Annotated in this window: 13 protein-coding genes and 1 tRNA gene; 8 read left to right on the plus strand and 6 right to left on the minus strand. The window is 74.4% G+C overall.

The genetic code is table 11. From position 1 onward, the window contains the following. Positions 1 to 244 precede the first annotated feature (244 nt). From AB0D01_RS17980 to AB0D01_RS17990, 3 genes are all read left to right on the plus strand, one after another. Positions 245 to 2449 (plus strand): elongation factor G-like protein EF-G2, encoded by a 2205-nt coding sequence (locus tag AB0D01_RS17980; RefSeq protein WP_363056219.1) that lies wholly within the window; start codon positions 245 to 247, stop codon positions 2447 to 2449. Between the two features lie 205 nt (positions 2450 to 2654). Continuing rightward, positions 2655 to 4349: a hypothetical protein gene (locus AB0D01_RS17985; protein ID WP_363056221.1), complete on the plus strand. Its 1695-nt coding sequence runs from the start codon at positions 2655 to 2657 to the stop codon at positions 4347 to 4349. A gap of 97 nt (positions 4350 to 4446) precedes the next feature. Beyond that, entirely contained in the window at positions 4447 to 4857 is a 411-nt protein-coding gene (locus tag AB0D01_RS17990; RefSeq protein ID WP_363056223.1) for a DUF1992 domain-containing protein, read from the plus strand. Here the strand turns inward: AB0D01_RS17990 and AB0D01_RS17995 are convergent, their stop codons facing one another. Together AB0D01_RS17995 and thrS are read right to left on the minus strand one after the other, a co-directional pair. After that, positions 4858 to 5418, minus strand: a complete 561-nt coding sequence (locus AB0D01_RS17995; protein ID WP_363056225.1) for an HIT domain-containing protein — start codon at positions 5416 to 5418, stop codon at positions 4858 to 4860. A gap of 93 nt (positions 5419 to 5511) precedes the next feature. Beyond that, positions 5512 to 7488 carry a threonine--tRNA ligase gene (gene thrS / locus AB0D01_RS18000; protein ID WP_363056227.1) on the minus strand — a complete coding sequence of 659 codons (1977 nt, stop codon included), beginning with the start codon at positions 7486 to 7488 and terminating at the stop codon, positions 5512 to 5514. A gap of 156 nt (positions 7489 to 7644) precedes the next feature. Between thrS and AB0D01_RS18005 the strand changes: the two genes are divergently transcribed. Genes AB0D01_RS18005 through AB0D01_RS18015 form a run of 3 tightly spaced genes read left to right on the plus strand, consistent with a single transcriptional unit; the run spans position 7645 to position 10169 of the window. Continuing rightward, the gene (locus AB0D01_RS18005) at positions 7645 to 8157 is read left to right on the plus strand and encodes a GNAT family N-acetyltransferase (RefSeq protein WP_363056229.1); all 513 of its coding nucleotides are present in this window, start codon (positions 7645 to 7647) and stop codon (positions 8155 to 8157) included. Positions 8158 to 8196: 39 nt separating this feature from the next. Continuing rightward, positions 8197 to 8637: a hypothetical protein gene (locus AB0D01_RS18010; protein ID WP_363056231.1), complete on the plus strand. Its 441-nt coding sequence runs from the start codon at positions 8197 to 8199 to the stop codon at positions 8635 to 8637. Further along, the gene (locus AB0D01_RS18015) at positions 8634 to 10169 is read left to right on the plus strand and encodes a caspase family protein (RefSeq protein WP_363056233.1); all 1536 of its coding nucleotides are present in this window, start codon (positions 8634 to 8636) and stop codon (positions 10167 to 10169) included. The genes AB0D01_RS18010 and AB0D01_RS18015 overlap by 4 nt, the downstream gene beginning before the upstream one ends. Positions 10170 to 10229: 60 nt before the next feature. Here the strand turns inward: AB0D01_RS18015 and AB0D01_RS18020 are convergent, their stop codons facing one another. Continuing rightward, on the minus strand, positions 10230 to 11444 hold the full coding sequence (locus tag AB0D01_RS18020; protein ID WP_363056235.1) for a hypothetical protein: 1215 nt from the start codon (positions 11442 to 11444) through the stop codon (positions 10230 to 10232). Beyond that, positions 11444 to 12022: a DUF4365 domain-containing protein gene (locus AB0D01_RS18025; protein ID WP_363056237.1), complete on the minus strand. Its 579-nt coding sequence runs from the start codon at positions 12020 to 12022 to the stop codon at positions 11444 to 11446. Before AB0D01_RS18025 ends, AB0D01_RS18020 begins: the two co-directional genes overlap by 1 nt. A 225-nt stretch (positions 12023 to 12247) precedes the next feature. Here AB0D01_RS18025 and AB0D01_RS18030 point away from each other — a divergent pair, with 225 nt between their 5' ends. After that, the gene (locus AB0D01_RS18030) at positions 12248 to 12973 is read left to right on the plus strand and encodes a 3'-5' exonuclease (protein WP_363056239.1); all 726 of its coding nucleotides are present in this window, start codon (positions 12248 to 12250) and stop codon (positions 12971 to 12973) included. A gap of 70 nt (positions 12974 to 13043) precedes the next feature. Here AB0D01_RS18030 and AB0D01_RS18035 read toward each other — a convergent pair. Together AB0D01_RS18035 and AB0D01_RS18040 are read right to left on the minus strand one after the other, a co-directional pair. Then, positions 13044 to 13115, minus strand: a tRNA-Val gene (locus AB0D01_RS18035). 38 nt (positions 13116 to 13153) lie between these two features. Then, positions 13154 to 13645, minus strand: coding sequence for an SRPBCC family protein (locus AB0D01_RS18040; RefSeq protein WP_363056241.1), 492 nt, complete (start codon positions 13643 to 13645; stop codon positions 13154 to 13156). Between the two features lie 216 nt (positions 13646 to 13861). Here AB0D01_RS18040 and AB0D01_RS18045 point away from each other — a divergent pair, with 216 nt between their 5' ends. Beyond that, complete coding sequence (locus AB0D01_RS18045) at positions 13862 to 16252, plus strand: hypothetical protein (protein ID WP_363056243.1); 2391 nt, start codon at positions 13862 to 13864, stop codon at positions 16250 to 16252. Positions 16253 to 16374: the final 122 nt, after the last annotated feature.

Here is a 16374-nt window from a genome sequence, read left to right on the forward strand (position 1 = left end):
CACCACGGCCACCGGCTGGCCCATCGTAGCCGGCAGCCCCGGCCCCGGGCGCCGCACACCCACCGGTTCGCCCCCGGCAACCCCCGCACGCCCCACATGTAAGGGCGACGTAAGGCCTACGTCGCCCCCGCGGCACGCGCCGGCCGGTGGCCGGTACGCCGTATGGACGCGCTGTGACGCCGGTGCAAAGCTCGAAGGACCCCGAATCACCCTCCTCACCGCGACACCGGGAGGCACGAGCACCATGGGAGCCACATCACACCAAGCCGGGGCCGCCGGCAGGGCACTGACGGCCGACCGCCCCGCTTCCGTACGGAACGTCGTGCTGGTCGGCCACAGCGGCGCCGGCAAGACCACGCTCGTCGAGGCCCTGGCCCTCACCGCGGGGGCGGTGAAGCGGGCCGGCCGGGTCGAGGACGGCACCTCCGTCTCCGACTACGACGACATCGAGCACCGCCGCCGGCGCTCGGTCCAGCTCTCGCTGGTCCCCGTCGAATGGGACGGCATCAAGATCAACATCTTGGACACCCCCGGATACGCCGACTTCGTCGGGGAGCTCAGGGCCGGTCTGCGCGCCGCGGACGCGGCCCTCTTCGTCGTCTCGGCCGCCGACGGGATCGACGGGTCCACCCGGATGGTCTGGGACGAGTGCGAGGCCGTCGGCATGCCCCGGGCCATCGTCGTCACCCACGTGGAGGCGGCCCGCGCCGACTACGCGCAGATGACGAACATCTGCGGACAGGCCTTCGGCTCCGACGACCCCGACGCCGTCGTCCCGCTCCACCTGCCCCTCCACGGCCCCGCCGGACCCGACGGCCACGCCCCCGTCGTCGGCCTGCTGGCCCTGCTCTCCCGCCGCGTCCACGACTACTCCACCGGCGAGCGCGTCGAACGTGACCCCGACCCCGCCGAGCTGGCCCTCATCGACGGCGCCCGCTCCCGGCTGATCGAGGGGATCATCGCCGAGAGCGAGGACGAGAGCCTCATGGACCGCTACCTCGGCGGCGAGGACATCGACCTCCAGACCCTCGTCGACGACCTGGAGCGGGCCGTCGCGCGCGGCACCTTCCACCCCGTCCTGATGGCCTCCCCCGCCGCGGACGGCGCCCGCCAGGGCCTGGGCACCGTCGAGCTCCTCGAACTCGTCACCGGCGGCTTCCCCACCCCCCTGGAGCGCGCCCCCGTCGCCGTCACCTCCCCCGACGGTGCCGCCCGACCCGCCCTGGGCTGCGACCCCGCCGGACCGCTCCTCGCCGAGGTGGTCAAGACCTCCTCCGACCCCTACGTCGGCCGCGTCTCCCTCGTCCGCGTCTTCTCCGGCACCCTGCGCCCCGAGGCCACCGTCCACGTCAGCGGGCACGGCCTGGCGGACCGCGGTCACGAGGACCACGACGTGGACGAGCGCGTCGGCGCCCTGACCGGCCCCTTCGGCAAACAGCAGCACCCGCTCGGCCAGTGCGTCGCCGGCGACCTGGCCTGCGTGGCGAAACTCACCCGCGCGGAGACCGGCGACACCCTCTCCGACAAGGACGCCCCGCTCCTGATGGAGCCGTGGGCCATGCCCGAGCCGCTGCTGCCGCTGGCCATCGAGGCCCACAGCAAGGCCGACGAGGACAAGCTCTCGCAGGGCCTGGCCCGCCTCGTCGCCGAGGACCCGACCATGCGCCTGGAGCAGAACCCCCACACCCACCAACTGGTGCTGTGGTGTCTGGGCGAGGCCCACCAGGACCTCGCGCTGGAGCGCCTGCGGACCCGCTACGGAGTCCAGGTCGACCCGGTCCCCCACAAGGTCAGCCTCCGCGAGACCTTCGGGGCGGCCGCCGAGGGCCGCGGCCGGCACGTCAAGCAGTCCGGCGGCCACGGCCAGTACGCCATCTGCGAGATCGAGGTCGAACCCCTGCCGCCCGGCAGCGGCATCGAGTTCGTCGACAAGGTGGTCGGCGGCGCGGTGCCCCGCCAGTTCATCCCGTCCGTGGAGAAGGGCGTACGGGCGCAGGCCGCCCGCGGCATCGCGGCCGGCCATCCGCTGGTCGACGTACGGATCACCCTGCGCGACGGCAAGGCGCACTCGGTGGACTCCTCCGACGCCGCCTTCCAGACCGCGGGCGCCCTCGCCCTGCGCGAGGCGGCCGCCGGGACCCCCATCCACCTGCTGGAACCCGTCGCCGAACTCGACGTCCTGGTCCCCGACGAGTACGTCGGGGCGGTCATGAGCGACCTCGCGGGCCGCCGGGGCCGCGTCGTCGGCACCGAACAGGCGGGCGCGGGCCGCACCCGGGTGCGCGCCGAGGTCCCGGAGATCGAGATCGGCCGCTACGCCGTGGACCTGCGCTCGGTGTCCCACGGCACCGGCCGCTTCGGCCGGGCCTACGCCCGCCACGAGCCGATGCCCCCGCACCTGGCGGACAAGATGCGCGAACAGGCCGAGAAGGGCAGCAAGTTGACATAGCGCCACGGCGAGCCGCCCACTCAACCCGCTTGCGGTGGGCGGTATTTCCCTGTCCCATGACCATGGGGCAGGCTGCGCGGATAGGCTTTTCGGCGCGACGGAGCAGGGCGGCACGGCACGCACGGCACGCACGGCACGGCGACGCGCCGGGCGGCACGGCACGGCGCGAGACGGCACGGCACGGCAAAAGCACAGGGGCACGGCGATGGGGGCAGCGGTGGCGGACGACGGCTTCGACTTCAGGCCCGGCGCGCAGATTCCACTCCAGGGGGGTGGCGGCCAGACCGCGGCGACCAACGCGCTCGCGTCCGCCGCCTACCGCGACGGCGGCAAGGACACCAAACTCTCCTCCATACTCACGGCCAACACCGACAACCACCCGGCCTCCGTCAAGGAGCCGAGGATCTCCCTCTTCGAGCCCAGCCTCGGCGAGGCCTTCTGCCGCGCCGTCGAGGCCCGCACCCTGGGCGCCGGCCGCAAGCCGCTCATCCAGTCCTTCGGCGCCGACCCCCAGACGGTCGTGGAGCACTGCCTGGCGGCCTCGCGCATCCGCAAGGAACGCGACCGCAGGCTGCGCCTGATCACCCTGGTCTGCGGCGTGCTGTTCCTGCCCGGCCTGCTGCTGTGGCTCGGCCTCTTCCAGCTCCGCAGGACCCTGTCCGGCGGCGAGTCGAAGAAGAACTCCTGGATCGGCACCGCCCTGCTGGTCGGCGTCGCGGGCATCACGGCCGTGCTGCTCTACCGGGTGCTCCACCGGGAGCCCGGCAGCGGGGTCCTGGAGCTCTACCTGCTCGGCTCGATCATCGCCCCCGTCCTCGGGTGGTACCTGGCCCGGCGCATCTGCGAGCGGACCGCCGCCGACATGCGCTCCCGCTGGGACGGCCTGCTCGGCGGAGGCGGCGCGGTGACCGCGAAGATCCCCGAGGCGGTCCCCGGCAACCCGGACGAGAAGGCCCGCGAGGACCTGCGCCACCAGCTGGCGAAGCTGACGGCCGAGGACCGCAGCAACTCCGTGTTCTACGCCGGCCCCAAGGGCATCCTCGGCATGGGCACCCGCTGGGGCAGCTGGCAGCTCGCGGAGGAGCTCACGCCCAAGAACGAGGGCGCCGAGATCCACCCGTTCCGCAGCTGGGACGTCATACGCGCGATCGACACCCAGCTGCGCAAGCTGGAGCGCGGCCCCCTGCACACCGGGGGCTTCCCGGCGGCCTCGATCCAGCACTGGATCGTCACCCCGGTCGGCGAGGGCGCGGGCGAGGTGGCCCGCCCCACCGGCGAGGACGTGGACACCTTCGTCATCAAGCCGCACGAGATCACCCGGATCTGCAACGAGCAGCAGTTCAGCGCGGGCAACCGGCACTACCTGGGCATCCAGTACCCGCTGTGGGACGGCCAGCTGGTCATCACCATGCTGGTGACCGTCACCGTGCTCTACAAGACGCTGCGCGTGGACGTCACCGCCCACGCCCTCGGTCCGGTGGCCGGCCTCTTCACCACGAAGTCCAAGGCGCCCGTGATCGAGGTCCCCAAGTCGATCCGCTTCTGGGAGACCGTCGAACGCCCGCTCCCCCTGGTGGACGCGCAGGAGGTGGTGCGGCTCGCCGTGCGCGCCCCCCTGACCTGGTACCCGCCGCTGCTGGAGTACTTCGGCGGCAAGCTGGTCCTGCCCGAGCCGTTCGGTCTGCGCCACGTGTGGGCCGGCTCGATGTGGCGCCACCGCTTCATGGCGGACGACGCCCTGCGCACGGTGGCCCCGGTCCTGCGCGCGGTGCACACCGCGGCCTTCAGGGTGCTGGACGAGAACGGCGTGGACACCGCCGCCTTCACCAACCGCTCGTCGATCATGAGCGGCATGATCCAGGAGCCTTCCCCGCGCAAGGCCGACATGTACGACGCCTGAGCCGGCCGCCTCGGTAGGCTGGAAGGGCCGGAGCGTACGGCGCGCGGACGTCGGGCGTCGCCGTACGGGTGGGGAACGAACCGAGGAGGCACCGACCGTGACCGAGCGCAAACCGCCGGGCGTCAGCTTCGAGTCCTTCGTGGACCGCCAGATCAAGGAGGCGGGCGAGCGCGGTGACTTCGCGCGGCTGCCGGGCTTCGGCAAGCCGCTGGCCTCCCTGGACGCGCCGTACGACGAGATGTGGTGGATCAAGGGGAAGATGCACCGCGAGGGCTTCTCCTCCCTGCCCCCGGCCCTGGCGCTGCGCAAGGCCGCCGAGGACGCGCACGAGGCCGCCCTGGCCGCCCGGAACGAACGTCAGGTGCGGGAGATCCTCACGGAGGTCAACGAGAAGATCGCGGCGGCCCTGCGCATGCCGCCGCCGGGCCCGCCGCTGAACCTCACCGAGTTCGACGTCGAGGCCGTGCTGGAGCAGTGGCGGGCGGGCCGGCCGGAGCGGACGGCCTGATCAGTCGTTCGGCCAGGCGTCGGCGAGCATCTGGCGGGTGTCCGCGAGCAGTTGCGGCAGCACCTTGGTGTGCCCGACGACCGGCATGAAGTTCGTGTCCCCGCCCCAGCGGGGCACGATGTGCTGGTGCAGGTGCGCGGCGATGCCGGCGCCGGCCGCCACGCCCTGGTTGAGCCCGATGTTGAAGCCGTGCGCCCCGGAGGCCTTGCGCAGCGCGACCATGGCCCGCTTGGTCAGGTCCGCCAGCTCCGCCGTCTCCGGCCCGTCGAGCTCCGTGTAGTCGGCGACGTGCCGGTACGGGACGATCATGGTGTGGCCGCCGTTGTAGGGGTAGAGGTTCAGCACGGCGAACACGTGCTTGCCCCGCGCCACGACCAGCCCGTCCTGGTCGGACATCTCCGGAATCCCGCAGAAGGGACAGCCGTCCCCGGCCTCCGGGCCGGTCGGCTTGTTCTCGCCCTGGATGTAGGCCATCCGATGAGGGGTCCACAGCCGCTGGAACCCGTCGTGCGTGCCCACACCGTTCTGCCGCTCCGGCTCAATCGTCATAGGACGCAGCATATGACCTCGTCCGTACGAACGAGGAAGGCCCCCGGAAAGTGATCACTTCCCGGGGGCCCGCACCGTCCGCGGCGGCCCGGATCGGGCCCGCGCTCAGACCTGGACGCGACGCTCCACGACGTCGGCCAGCTTCGCCAGCGCCTGGTCGCGCGGGATGCCGTTCTCCTGCGAACCGTCGCGGTAGCGGAAGGAGACGGTGCCCGCCGCCATGTCCTCGTCACCGACGATGATCATGAACGGGACCTTGAGCTTCTGGTGGTTGCGGATCTTCTTCTGCATGCGGTCGGAGGAGGCGTCCACCTCGACCCGCAGGCCCTTCTTCTTCGCCTCGGCGGCGAACTCCTGGAGGTACTCCACGTGTCCGTCGCCGATCGGGATGCCGACGGCCTGGACCGGCGCCAGCCACGGCGGCATGGCGCCCGCGTAGTGCTCCAGCAGCACGGCGAAGAACCGCTCGATGGAACCGAACAGGGCGCGGTGGATCATGACCGGCCGCTGACGGGAACCGTCGGGGGCGGTGTACTCCAGGTTGAAGCGCTCCGGCAGGTTGAAGTCGAGCTGCACGGTCGACATCTGCCAGGTGCGGCCGATGGCGTCGCGCGCCTGCACGGAGATCTTCGGGCCGTAGAAGGCCGCGCCGCCCGGGTCGGGGGTCAGCGGGAGGCCCTGCTTCTCGGCCACCTGCTGGAGGACCGCGGTGGCCTCCTCCCAGACCTCGTCCGAGCCGACGAACTTCTCCGGGTCCTTGGTGGACAGCTCCAGGTAGAAGTCGGTCAGACCGTAGTCGCGCAGCAGGTTCAGCACGAAGGTGAGCGTGCGGTCGAGTTCCTCGGCCATCTGCTCGCGGGTGCAGTAGATGTGCGCGTCGTCCTGGGTGAAGCCGCGGGCCCGGGTCAGGCCGTGGACCACGCCGGACTTCTCGTAGCGGTACACGGTGCCGAACTCGAACAGGCGCAGCGGCAGCTCACGGTAGGAGCGCCCGCGCGCGTCGAAGATCAGGTTGTGCATCGGGCAGTTCATGGGCTTGAGGTAGTAGTCGGTACCACCGTCGAGCTGCATGGGGGGGTACATGCCCTCCGCGTACCAGTCCAGGTGGCCGCTCTTCTCGAAGAGGGCGCCCTTGGTGGCGTGCGGGGAGTAGACGAACTCGTAGCCCTCCTCCTCGTGCCGGCGGCGCGAGTAGTCCTCCATGACCCGGCGGATGATGCCGCCGCGCGGGTGGAAGACGGCGAGGCCGGAGCCGATCTCGTCCGGGATGGAGAAGAGGTCGAGCTCGTTGCCGAGCTTGCGGTGGTCGCGCTTCTCGGCCTCGGCGAGGAAGTCGAGGTGGGCCTTCAGCTCGTCCTTCGAGGGCCAGGCGGTGCCGTAGATGCGCTGGAGCATCGGGTTCTTCTCGCTGCCGCGCCAGTAGGCGGCCGCGTTGCGCATCAGCTTGAACGCCGGGATGTTGCGGGTGGTGGGCAGGTGGGGACCGCGGCAGAGGTCCTTCCAGCACAGCTCGCCGGTCTTCGCGTCGAGGTTGTCGTAGATGGTCAGCTCGCCGGCGCCCACCTCGACGTTCGCGCCGTCGTCGGTCGACGCGGAGCCCTTGATGCCGATGAGCTCCAGCTTGTACGGCTCGTCCGCGAGCTCCTCGCGGGCCGCCTCGTCGCTGACCACGCGGCGGGAGAAGCGCTGGCCCCGCTTCTGGATCTCCTGCATCTTCTTCTCGATGGCCTTGAGGTCATCGGGGGTGAAGGGCCGCGCGACGTCGAAGTCGTAGTAGAAGCCGTTCTGGACCGGCGGGCCGATGCCCAGCTTGGCCTCGGGGAACAGCTCCTGCACGGCCTGCGCCATGACGTGCGCGGTCGAGTGGCGCAGGATGTCGAGCCCGTCCGGGGAGGAGATCTCCACCGGCTCGACGGTCTCGCCGTCCTTCACCTCGTACGCGAGGTCCTTGAGCTCGCCGGCGACGCGCGCGGCGACGATGGTGCGCTCGCCGGCGAAGAGCTCCGCCGCCGTAGTGCCCGTGGCCACCACGCGCTCGTCCCGCTCGGAATCGCGTTGGATGATCACACGGACGTCTGACACCGGTCTCTCCTGACTCAGGGGGTGCGCGAGCGATCACTGCGCGCCTGAATCGTACCGAGCCGAGTGCCCCCGCCGCGAAACGGTTGTGCCCGACCCCGTCCCGGCCCGTAGCGTGAGGGGCCCGAACCGCCCCTTCCCTAGGTGAGGAACCCGCCCGTGACCGGCCCGCACGCCTTCCGCGTCCTCCCGCTCGACCTGACCGACGACGCGACCGCCGCCGCCGTGCACCGGATCGGCAGGGCCGCGTACGCCGTGGAGGCGGAGCTGATCGGCTTCGACGGCATCCCCGCCCTCGCGGAGGACCTCGCCGGGATGCGGGCGGCGCCGCTGCGCTGGTCGGGCGCCGTCCACGGGGAGGGCTCGATCGCCGGGTTCCTGGCCTGGGAGGAGGCGGCCGACGGGGTCGTCACGGTCGACCGGCTCTGCGTGGACCCGGCCGCCTTCCGCCGGGGCGTCGCCTCGCTGCTGCTGCGCCACGCGCTCTCGGAGCTGTTCCCGGGCCGCGCGGTGGAGGTCACCACGGGCGCGGACAACGCCCCCGCCGTGGCCCTGTACGCACGCCACGGTTTCCTGCGCGGCCCGGACTTCTCCCCCGCGCCGGGCCTGCTGATGGCCTCCTTCCGGCGCCCGGGCGGCGAACTCCCCGCGCCGAAGGGCGTGGCCAACTAGCATGTGCCCCCAGCGAGTTGCGACTCCTCGGGGGGCTACATGATCGTGCGCGTCGACCTGGTGGGAGATCCGGCGGGCGATGAGCTGCGCCGCCTCGAACACTGGCTGCGCCAGGACGGGCGCCTTCGGGGGGTCTCCGTCACGGGCCGCCCGGCTCCGCTCCGCGACGGGGACATGGGCCCCGTACTGGAGGCGCTCCAGCTGGTGCTCGAACCGCAGGGCCTGCTCACGGCGGTCGCGGCCTCCCTGGGCACCTGGGCGGGGGTCCGGCGCCGGCAGGTCCGCGTCCGGGTGCGCAGCGGGGAGAAGGAGGTGGAGATCGACGCCTCCCGGCTCGACGCGCCCGAGGACGTGGCCCTGCGGATCGTGCGCGCGCTGGAGGAACCGGTCGCCTCCGAGGACCCGGACGGCTCCCGGGACCCGGGGACGCCGGACACCCCGGACACCCCGGGTGCCCCGCGCGCGTCCGACGACCGGTGAGCGGGCACCCCCGGCTGCCGTACGCGTCCGCGCGCGCCGTGCTGATCGGCTCCGCCTCCTACGACTCGCGCGACCTCGGGCCGATCCCGCACTCCGCGCGCAACGTCCGCGCCCTGCGGGCCGTCCTCACGGACGGGTCCCTGGCCGGCTTCGCGGAGCGGGACGTGACGCTCGTGGACGATCCGCGCCGGCCCGGCGACATCATGCGGCCGGTCATCGCCGCCGCCGAGCGGGCCCGGGACCTCCTGCTGGTCTACTTCAGCGGGCACGGGCTGCTCTCGGGCACCGACAGCCGGCTGCACCTCGGCGTCGCCGACAGCGAACCGGACGAGCCCTGGACCAGCCTGCGCTTCTCCTACCCGGCGGACGTCGTCAAGCGGTCCCCGGCCAAGGTGAAGATCGTCATCCTGGACTGCTGCTACAGCGGCCGGGCGCACGCGGACCTGATGAGCGCCGAGTCCCGCCTGATCAGGGACGAGCTGGGGGTCGCCGGCGTGTACTGCCTGACCTCCGCCCCGGACAACGAGCGATCCCGGGCGCCGGCCGGGGCCACGCACAGCGCCTTCACCGGCTTCCTGCTGGCCGCCGTACGGGAGGGCGTCCCCGACGCCGGTCCGGTGCTGTCGATGGCCGACCTCCACGACGAGGTGCGCCGCCGCATGCGCTCCACGGGGTTCCCCCTGCCCGAGCAGTGCAGCAAGACGGACGCCGGGAGCTTCCCGTTGGTGCGCAACCGGGCCTGGTCGCCGCCCGGGCCCGCGCCGGCGCCCGTACCCCCGACCCCGGCGGCGGCCCCGACCCCGCAGGCGCTCACCCCGTCCGGGCGGCCCACCTTCGACACCGTCGAGGGCGGCGGGTACGACATCGGGGAGGTCAACGCCCGGCTGTCGGAGGTCGCCGCCGCCGCGGCGGCCGACCGCGGGCGCCCGCCGGCCGTCCGGCCGCCCTACTTCGCGCCGGTGTCGGGCCGGGGTCGCCACGGGTACGACCGGGAACAGGTGAACGCCCACGTCGACCGGCACCGCCACGAGCCGACCGGGTTCGCGGAGGCGCTGCGCCGGGTGCTGACCCTGAGGGTCGAGGGGCTGACGCCCGTGGCCGACGACGGGTCCCCGGACCGCCGCACGGCCCGGTTGCGCAGGCGGTACGGGACGGCCGACGGGGAGCGGCTGGTCGCCCACCTCGAACGGGGTTGGTTCGGGGACCGGAGCCGGACCGTGGCCTTCACCGACACGCACCTGTGCGTGGTCGACGCGCCGGAGCTGCTGAGGGTCCCGTACACCGCTCTGGAGGGCATCGCCCTGTCCTCGACCACCACCGTCGAGAGCCACGGCGACGGCAACGACCAGGGCGGTTGGATCTCGGAATCGATCATCGTCACGACGACCGTCGGCCACGACGGGCGCTCGGTGGAACTGCGGGAGGGCGACGACCGCCCCCTGCTGAAGCTCCTGCGCGCCTTCCTCGACGCCATGGCCGAACTGCGCGCCCGGCGCCCCGAATGGTTCCCGCCACAGCCCGTCGCCCGGTAGCCGGCACCGCCCCCGGGCCGTCCTGCGGCTCTCCCGGCCCCTCGTGACCTCTCCCTCCTCTCAGTCCTCTCCGTCCTCCGACGGCAGCACCTCGGAGGGGTCGAAGGAGGAGTCGAGGGACTTCAACAGCCGGTCCCGCTCCACCTCGTCCAGCGGGACCGGGGTGACGTCCGCGGCGTCGGTGAGCCGGCGGAAGCCGCCCCGGCGTTGCAGCCGGCCGGCCACCCGCACGGGCAGTCCGGCCAGGTGGGCGTGGACGGCGGTGCGGTACGCCTCCTCGTCCAGGGCGACCCGTACGCGCGGCACCTCCGCGCCCGCCAGCACCCGCAGCCGTACGGTGCCCCCGCCGCCGGCCCCGGCGCGCCGCATCCGGACCACCGCCCCCACGATCCGGACGGGGACGGCCGGCTCGTTGTGCGTGTAGCGCTGGGCGGCGTCCCGCAGCACCGGCAGGTCGCCGGGCGAGAACTCCACCGGTTCCGGCCGGGCGGCGCAGCCCGCCGGAACCCCGGCCGCCGGCGCCCAGGCCAGCGTGATCCGGGCCCCTTCGGAACCCTGGACGAGCGCGATCAGGGCGTCGGCGAGTTCCCGGCTGACCCCGGCGGCCACGGCCGCGTCGAACGCCTCCATCCCGCCGGTCGCCCGCCGGTAGTCGACGGCCTCCCGCGCCGCGTGCAGCGCGTGGTGCAGCCGGGTGACCGGGCCCCGCCCACCGTCGACGGGGACGTAGGCGGTCAACCGGCGCCCGTCCGGGGAGGGGCCGACGAGGACGCCGTCCAGGGTGCGTTCGGCCTGGGCCTGGTGGCGGGCACCGTAGTACCCGGCGCGGGCCCGGTCGGCGAGGGCCCCGGCGAGCAGCGTCCGGCGGGCGGCCGAGCGCAGCCGCTCCTGGACGGGCCAGGCGGCCTCCCCCCGGAACCCGCAGGGCCCTCGCGGCACTTCGCGTTCCCAACGGATCTCGTCGGCGGGCACGCCGAGGCCGAAGAGGACCTCCCGCGCGGAGGGCAGGCCGCTGCGGGCGAGGGCGGTGATCGCCTCCTCCAGCAGGTCGACGCAGTCGGGGAAGGACCGGTTCTCGGGGACGAGCAGGCTGGTCCCGCCGGGTCCGGGCGGGGTCCAGCGTCCGTAGCGGCCCGCCGCTCCCCCGCGCCGGAGCCAGCCGTGCCGGTGCAGGAGCGCGCCGAGGACCTGGGGGTCGACCCGCGCGGGGTCGGGGGCGTCCGGCGCGAACCCCGGGGACGGCAGGGGTTCGAGGCGGTGCGGATGCCGGTTCATCAGGGTGTCCCTCCCGACCCGACCCGGGTCATGATCTCGCACAGCGCCCGGTCGTCGAAGATCCGCGCGGTGGGGATCCGTACGGTGGTCCGGCGCCTGCCGGTCACGGGGTGTCCGGCGAGGTTGGTCCAGTAGCAGCAGTGGCGCAGGTCGAGCCGGTCGTGCCCGGCGCCGATCCACTGGTCCCGCTCCCTCGGCACGAGCATCACGACGAGGATCTTGTGCACGGCTACGGGGGTGCGGGCCAGCTTCACGAGGTGCTCGTTGTCGAGGGTGAAGCCGAAGGTGGCACCGGTCGGGTGCGGCGGTATCTGGTAGGTGGCCTTCAGCTGCACCTTGACGGTCACCTCGTCGTCGACGACGTGCTCGGGGGCGCCGTGGCTGACGTGCCAGTCGATGCCGTTGTCGGGGAAGGGTTGGGACAGCGAGCAGCCCGCCGCGGCGGCGACGGCGTGCAGGTAGCCCACCTGGAGGGTCTCCATGCAGGCGGTGGTGGCGAGCGTGCCGCGCAGCGGACCGGTCGACGGACCCGTCCGTTCCTGGAGCACCCCGTCCGGTTCGGACCGTGCGAGCGCCATGGCCGGCTCCCCATGCCTTCCGGCTCCGCGATGAGGGATGGAGGAATGGGGTGACGACCGGTCATCCGTGCGACCCCCCAGGGAGGTTGTCTCCGTACCGGAGTGCCCGCAAACGGCGTACGGGGCAAACGGCACGGGTATCACCGCTTCGGGCAGGGGCTGCGCGGACCGGGGCATCGGCGCCCGGGTGGGCCCCATCTGCCGATCGGGGACGAGGAGTTCGCCATGACGCGCTGGTACGAGGGCCCGCTGGCCGCATTCGACACGGAGACGACCGGGGTGGACGTCGAGCAGGACCGGATCGTGTCCGCCGCGCTCGTCGTGCAGGAGTGTGCGGGCGGCCGGGTCCGCACCACCCGCTGGCTGGTCAATCCCGGGATCCCGGTGCCGCCGGGGGCCACGGAAGTGCACGGCCTGACCGACGAGCACCTCCAGCGCAACGGCCGTTGGCCGGCGCCGGTGGTGGAGGAGATAGCCCGCGCGCTCGGGGAGCAGCAGGTGGCGGGGCGGCCGTTGGTGGTGATGAACGCGCCGTTCGATCTGACGCTGCTGGACCGGGAGTTGCGGCGCCACCGGGCCTCGACGCTGTCCCGCTACCTGGACAACCGGCCGTTGACGGTGCTGGACCCGCGGGTGTTGGACAAGCACCTGGACCGCTACCGCAAGGGCCGCCGCACCCTGACGGACCTGTGCGCGCACTACGGGATAGAGCTGGAGGGCGCGCACGACGCCTCGGCGGACGCGATGGCCTCGCTGGAGGTCGTGCGCGCGGTGGGCCGCCGCTTCGCGGGGCGGCTGGAGCGGTTGACGCCGGCCGAGCTGCACACGCTCCAGGCGGTGTGGCACGCGGCGCAGGCGCGCGGGCTCCAGGCGTGGTTCACGCGGCAGGGCACGCCGGAGGCGGTGGACCCGCACTGGCCGCTGCGGCCGGAACTGCCGCAGGCGGCCTGAGGGGAGCGCCGGGCCGGGGGCCCGTACATGCGGAAGGCCGGTCCGTCGATGACGGACCGGCCTGTCCCGGTGGGCGATACTGGGATCGAACCAGTGACCCCTTCGGTGTGAACGAAGTGCTCTCCCGCTGAGCTAATCGCCCGGGAACGCACTGAACAATACAAGAGGCGTGGGGTCTGTTCAAACCGCTTCCCGCGGGGCGGCCAGGAGGGCCGAGAGTCCCCGCCGTCCGGCGCGCATCATCAGGGCGTGGTTGAGCCGCAGGAGGGGGCGGGCCGGGAGGGACATCCGCCGCAACGGTTCGGCGCGGACCTCGACCTCCTGTTCGTACAGGGCCCGCGTCCCGGGGCCGGCGGGTCCGCGCCGGGCGCGTACGGTCCAGCGCGCCCAACCCTCGATGTCACCGCGCAGGGCCACCTCCAGGACGCCCCGGGCGGGATCGCGCAGCAGGCCGGTGAGGGTGACGTGGATCCCGTAGGGCAGGACCGAGCGGATCAGCGCGGTCGCGGCGCGGCCGTCCGGCCCGTCCCGCCCTTCGAGGGGTCGGACCTCGCGGACCTGCGGCCACCAGGCCGGGTAGCGTCCGGGGTCTTCGAGCAGGGCGTAGACGCGGGCGGGCGGGGCGTCGAGGTCCCACACGCTGCGGAAGCGGTAGTGCGGTCGGCGCGGCATGGGGCCAGTGTGCTCCGGGGCGGTCCGGCGGCGCAGGGGGTTCGCCACATCGCCACCCTCCCGGGTACCGACCCTCCCGGGTACCGACCCTCCCCCGCGCCCGCCCACTCCGCTACTCGTCTACTCGTCTACTCATCAAGGCCGTCGCGCGCCTGAGTGCCGATCTGAGTACGCGCACCCATGTCCTGATGGCGTGACGGGCGCCACACTCCGGACATGGACTCCCCCCTGCCCCCGGCCGAGGAACTGGCGCTCATCGACCGCGAGCTCCACCAAATCGACGTCCGACGCGCCCACTTGCTGGCCCGTCGGGACTGGCTGCTGCGCTTCGCCCTCGGCTCCGCGCCCGTGTGGCCCGCACCCGCACCCGCGCCGCCGGCCGCCGCGACGGGCGGGAACGCGGCGGGCACGGCCGGCGCGAAGGCGGGTGCGGCCGGCGCGCAGACGGTGCTGCTGACGGCGGGGGCGGTGCTGCTCGCGGTGGCCGCGCTGGCCTTCACGCTGCTGAGCTGGGGCTCGCTCGGGATCGGCGGCCGGGCCGCCGTCCTGGCCGTGGTGACGGCCGCCGCCCTCGGCGCTCCCGTCGTGCTGTCGCGCCGGGGCCTGCGCTCCACGGCGGAGGCGGTGGCGGCGGTGGGGCTGTCGCTGACGGTGCTCGACGCGTACGCGCTGCACGCCGTCGTCCTGCCCGACACCGACGGCCTGGCCTACGCGGCGTGGGCGGCCGCCGTGCTCGCCGCGCTGTGGGCGGCGTACGGGGCGGCCGCGGGCCGGCTCTGGTCGCCGCCGCTCGCCGCGGTGGCCGCCGGGCAGCTTCCGCTGTCGCTGGCGGCGGCCGCCTCGGGTACGGACGCGGTGGGGGGCGGTTGGGCGCTGCTGGCGACGGCCGCGCTGGACGTGGCCCTGGCGGTGACGGTCTCCCGGCGGGCGGTGCGCGTCTGCGCGTGGGCGGCGGCCGGCGTGGTGGGCGGCGTGGCCCTGCTCCTGGGGCTCGGGGCCTCCCTGGCGGCGCCCGGGGCGCTCGCCCCGGCCCCGCTGCTCGGTGCGGGTGCGGCCCTGGGCGTGGCGGTGGCCGTGCGCGAGCCGCGTGCCTGGCCGGCCGCCCTGGTCGGGGGTCTGGCCGCGGTGGCGGCGGTCGGGGCGCTCGCTCCGCAGGGGTGGGGGCCCGGCTGGTCGGTGGCGCTGCGGGTGGCCGCCGCCGCGGCCCTGGCGGCGGCGCTCGCGCCGCTGCGGGCAGCCGGGCCGGGGGCGCGGGCGGCGGCGCGCGGACTGCTGTGGGCCGCGGCGGGGGTGGCGGCCCTCGCGGCGGTGACGGGGGTGCCGGGCGCGCTGGTGTCGGCGCTCTCGCGGTGGCGGGTGCTGTCCGAGGTGTGGGCGCCGACGAGCCCGGCCCCGCCGGTCGGCGTTCCGGTGGCCGCCCTGGCGGTGACCCTGCTGCTGACGGCGGTGGCCGGATGGTCGGTGGCCCGGGCCCTGCCGGGGCGGGCGGCGGCTTCGGTGGCGTCCGCGGTGGCGGTGGTGTGCGCCTGGGCGGGGCTGTTCGTGGCCCCCCTCGCCGCCGGGACGGCCCCCGCGGTGACGCTCGGGGCGCAGCTCGTGGTGACGCTCGCGTTCGGGGTGTTCGCGCTGCGGGCTCCGGCGCGCTCCGCCGTGGCGGGTGCGACGGCGGCGGTGTGCGCCCTCGTCGGGGGCGTGAACGTGTCCGTGGCCGCCCTGGACGGCCGTCTGGCCACCTTCGCGGTGCTCGGGGCGCTGGGCCTCGCGGGGGCGCTGGGAGCGGCGTACAGGACCGCCCCGGTGCCGGTGCGGGCCGGCGCGGCGGCGTGGGCCGTGGGGTGCGCGGCGGCGACGGTGGTGGCGCTGGGCGCGCTGGTCGGGCTCGGGATCGCCTGGACGGGGGTGATCGTGCTCGCGGTACCGGCCGCGGCGGTGGCGGTGGCCCCGCGGACGGGTCGGGTGCGCGTGGCCGTCGAGGCCGCCGCGGTGGGGGTCGGGGTGCTCGCGGTGCTGCTCGCCTCGGGCGACCGGCCGCTCCTGGCGCTGGTGCTCGCGCTGGGCGGGGTGCTGTGCGCGGGCGCGGCGCTGCGGGCGGACCGGCGGGCGGCGGGGTGGGCGGCCGGCGTCCTGGGCGTGGCGGCGACCTGGGTGCGCCTCGGCGCCTCGGGGGTGACGGTTCCGGAGGCGTACACGCTGGCCGTGACGGTTCCGGCCCTGGTGGTGGGCCTGCTGCGGCGGCGCCGGGATCCGGGTGCCTCCTCCTGGGCGGCGTACGGTCCCGGGCTCGCGGTGACGCTGCTGCCGAGCCTGTTGGCGGTGTGGGGGGATCCGTACTGGCCGCGCCCGCTGCTGCTGGGGACGGCCGCCCTGGTCGTGACCCTGCTCGGCGCGCACCGCCGGCTCCAGGCCCCGCTGCTGCTGGGCGGCGCGACCCTGGTGGCGGTGGCGGTGCACGAGCTGGCCCCGTACGTGGTGCAGGTGGTGGGCGTGCTGCCGCGCTGGCTGCCGCCGGCGCTGGCGGGGGTGCTGCTGCTGGCGGTGGGGGCGACGTACGAGAAGCGCCTGCGCGACGCCCGCCGGCTGCGGGAGGCCCTCGGCCGCCTGGGGTGAACACCCCGGGAGGAACCCCGGGCCTCTGCCGGAACCCTGCCGGGCGTGTCCTCGTTCCAGCTGCACTTCGCCGACCACGACATCCTCACCCCCGGCGACGCGCCGAACGTGCTGGTGGCGAT

This window comes from Streptomyces sp. NPDC048606 (assembly GCF_040650855.1).
Classification (GTDB): domain Bacteria; phylum Actinomycetota; class Actinomycetes; order Streptomycetales; family Streptomycetaceae; genus Streptomyces.

What these genes read in the sequence shown, in the direction of transcription:
- AB0D01_RS17980 (WP_363056219.1), top strand. Translation starts at nt 245, where the DNA reads ATGGGAGCCACATCACACCAAGCCGGGGCCGCCGGCAGGGCACTGACG.
- AB0D01_RS17985 (WP_363056221.1), top strand. Translation starts at nt 2,655, where the DNA reads ATGGGGGCAGCGGTGGCGGACGACGGCTTCGACTTCAGGCCCGGCGCG.
- AB0D01_RS17995 (WP_363056225.1), bottom strand. Translation starts at nt 5,418, where the DNA reads ATGCTGCGTCCTATGACGATTGAGCCGGAGCGGCAGAACGGTGTGGGC.
- AB0D01_RS18010 (WP_363056231.1), top strand. Translation starts at nt 8,197, where the DNA reads ATGATCGTGCGCGTCGACCTGGTGGGAGATCCGGCGGGCGATGAGCTG.
- AB0D01_RS18020 (WP_363056235.1), bottom strand. Translation starts at nt 11,444, where the DNA reads ATGAACCGGCATCCGCACCGCCTCGAACCCCTGCCGTCCCCGGGGTTC.
- AB0D01_RS18025 (WP_363056237.1), bottom strand. Translation starts at nt 12,022, where the DNA reads ATGGCGCTCGCACGGTCCGAACCGGACGGGGTGCTCCAGGAACGGACG.
- AB0D01_RS18030 (WP_363056239.1), top strand. Translation starts at nt 12,248, where the DNA reads ATGACGCGCTGGTACGAGGGCCCGCTGGCCGCATTCGACACGGAGACG.
- AB0D01_RS18040 (WP_363056241.1), bottom strand. Translation starts at nt 13,645, where the DNA reads ATGCCGCGCCGACCGCACTACCGCTTCCGCAGCGTGTGGGACCTCGAC.
- AB0D01_RS18045 (WP_363056243.1), top strand. Translation starts at nt 13,862, where the DNA reads ATGGACTCCCCCCTGCCCCCGGCCGAGGAACTGGCGCTCATCGACCGC.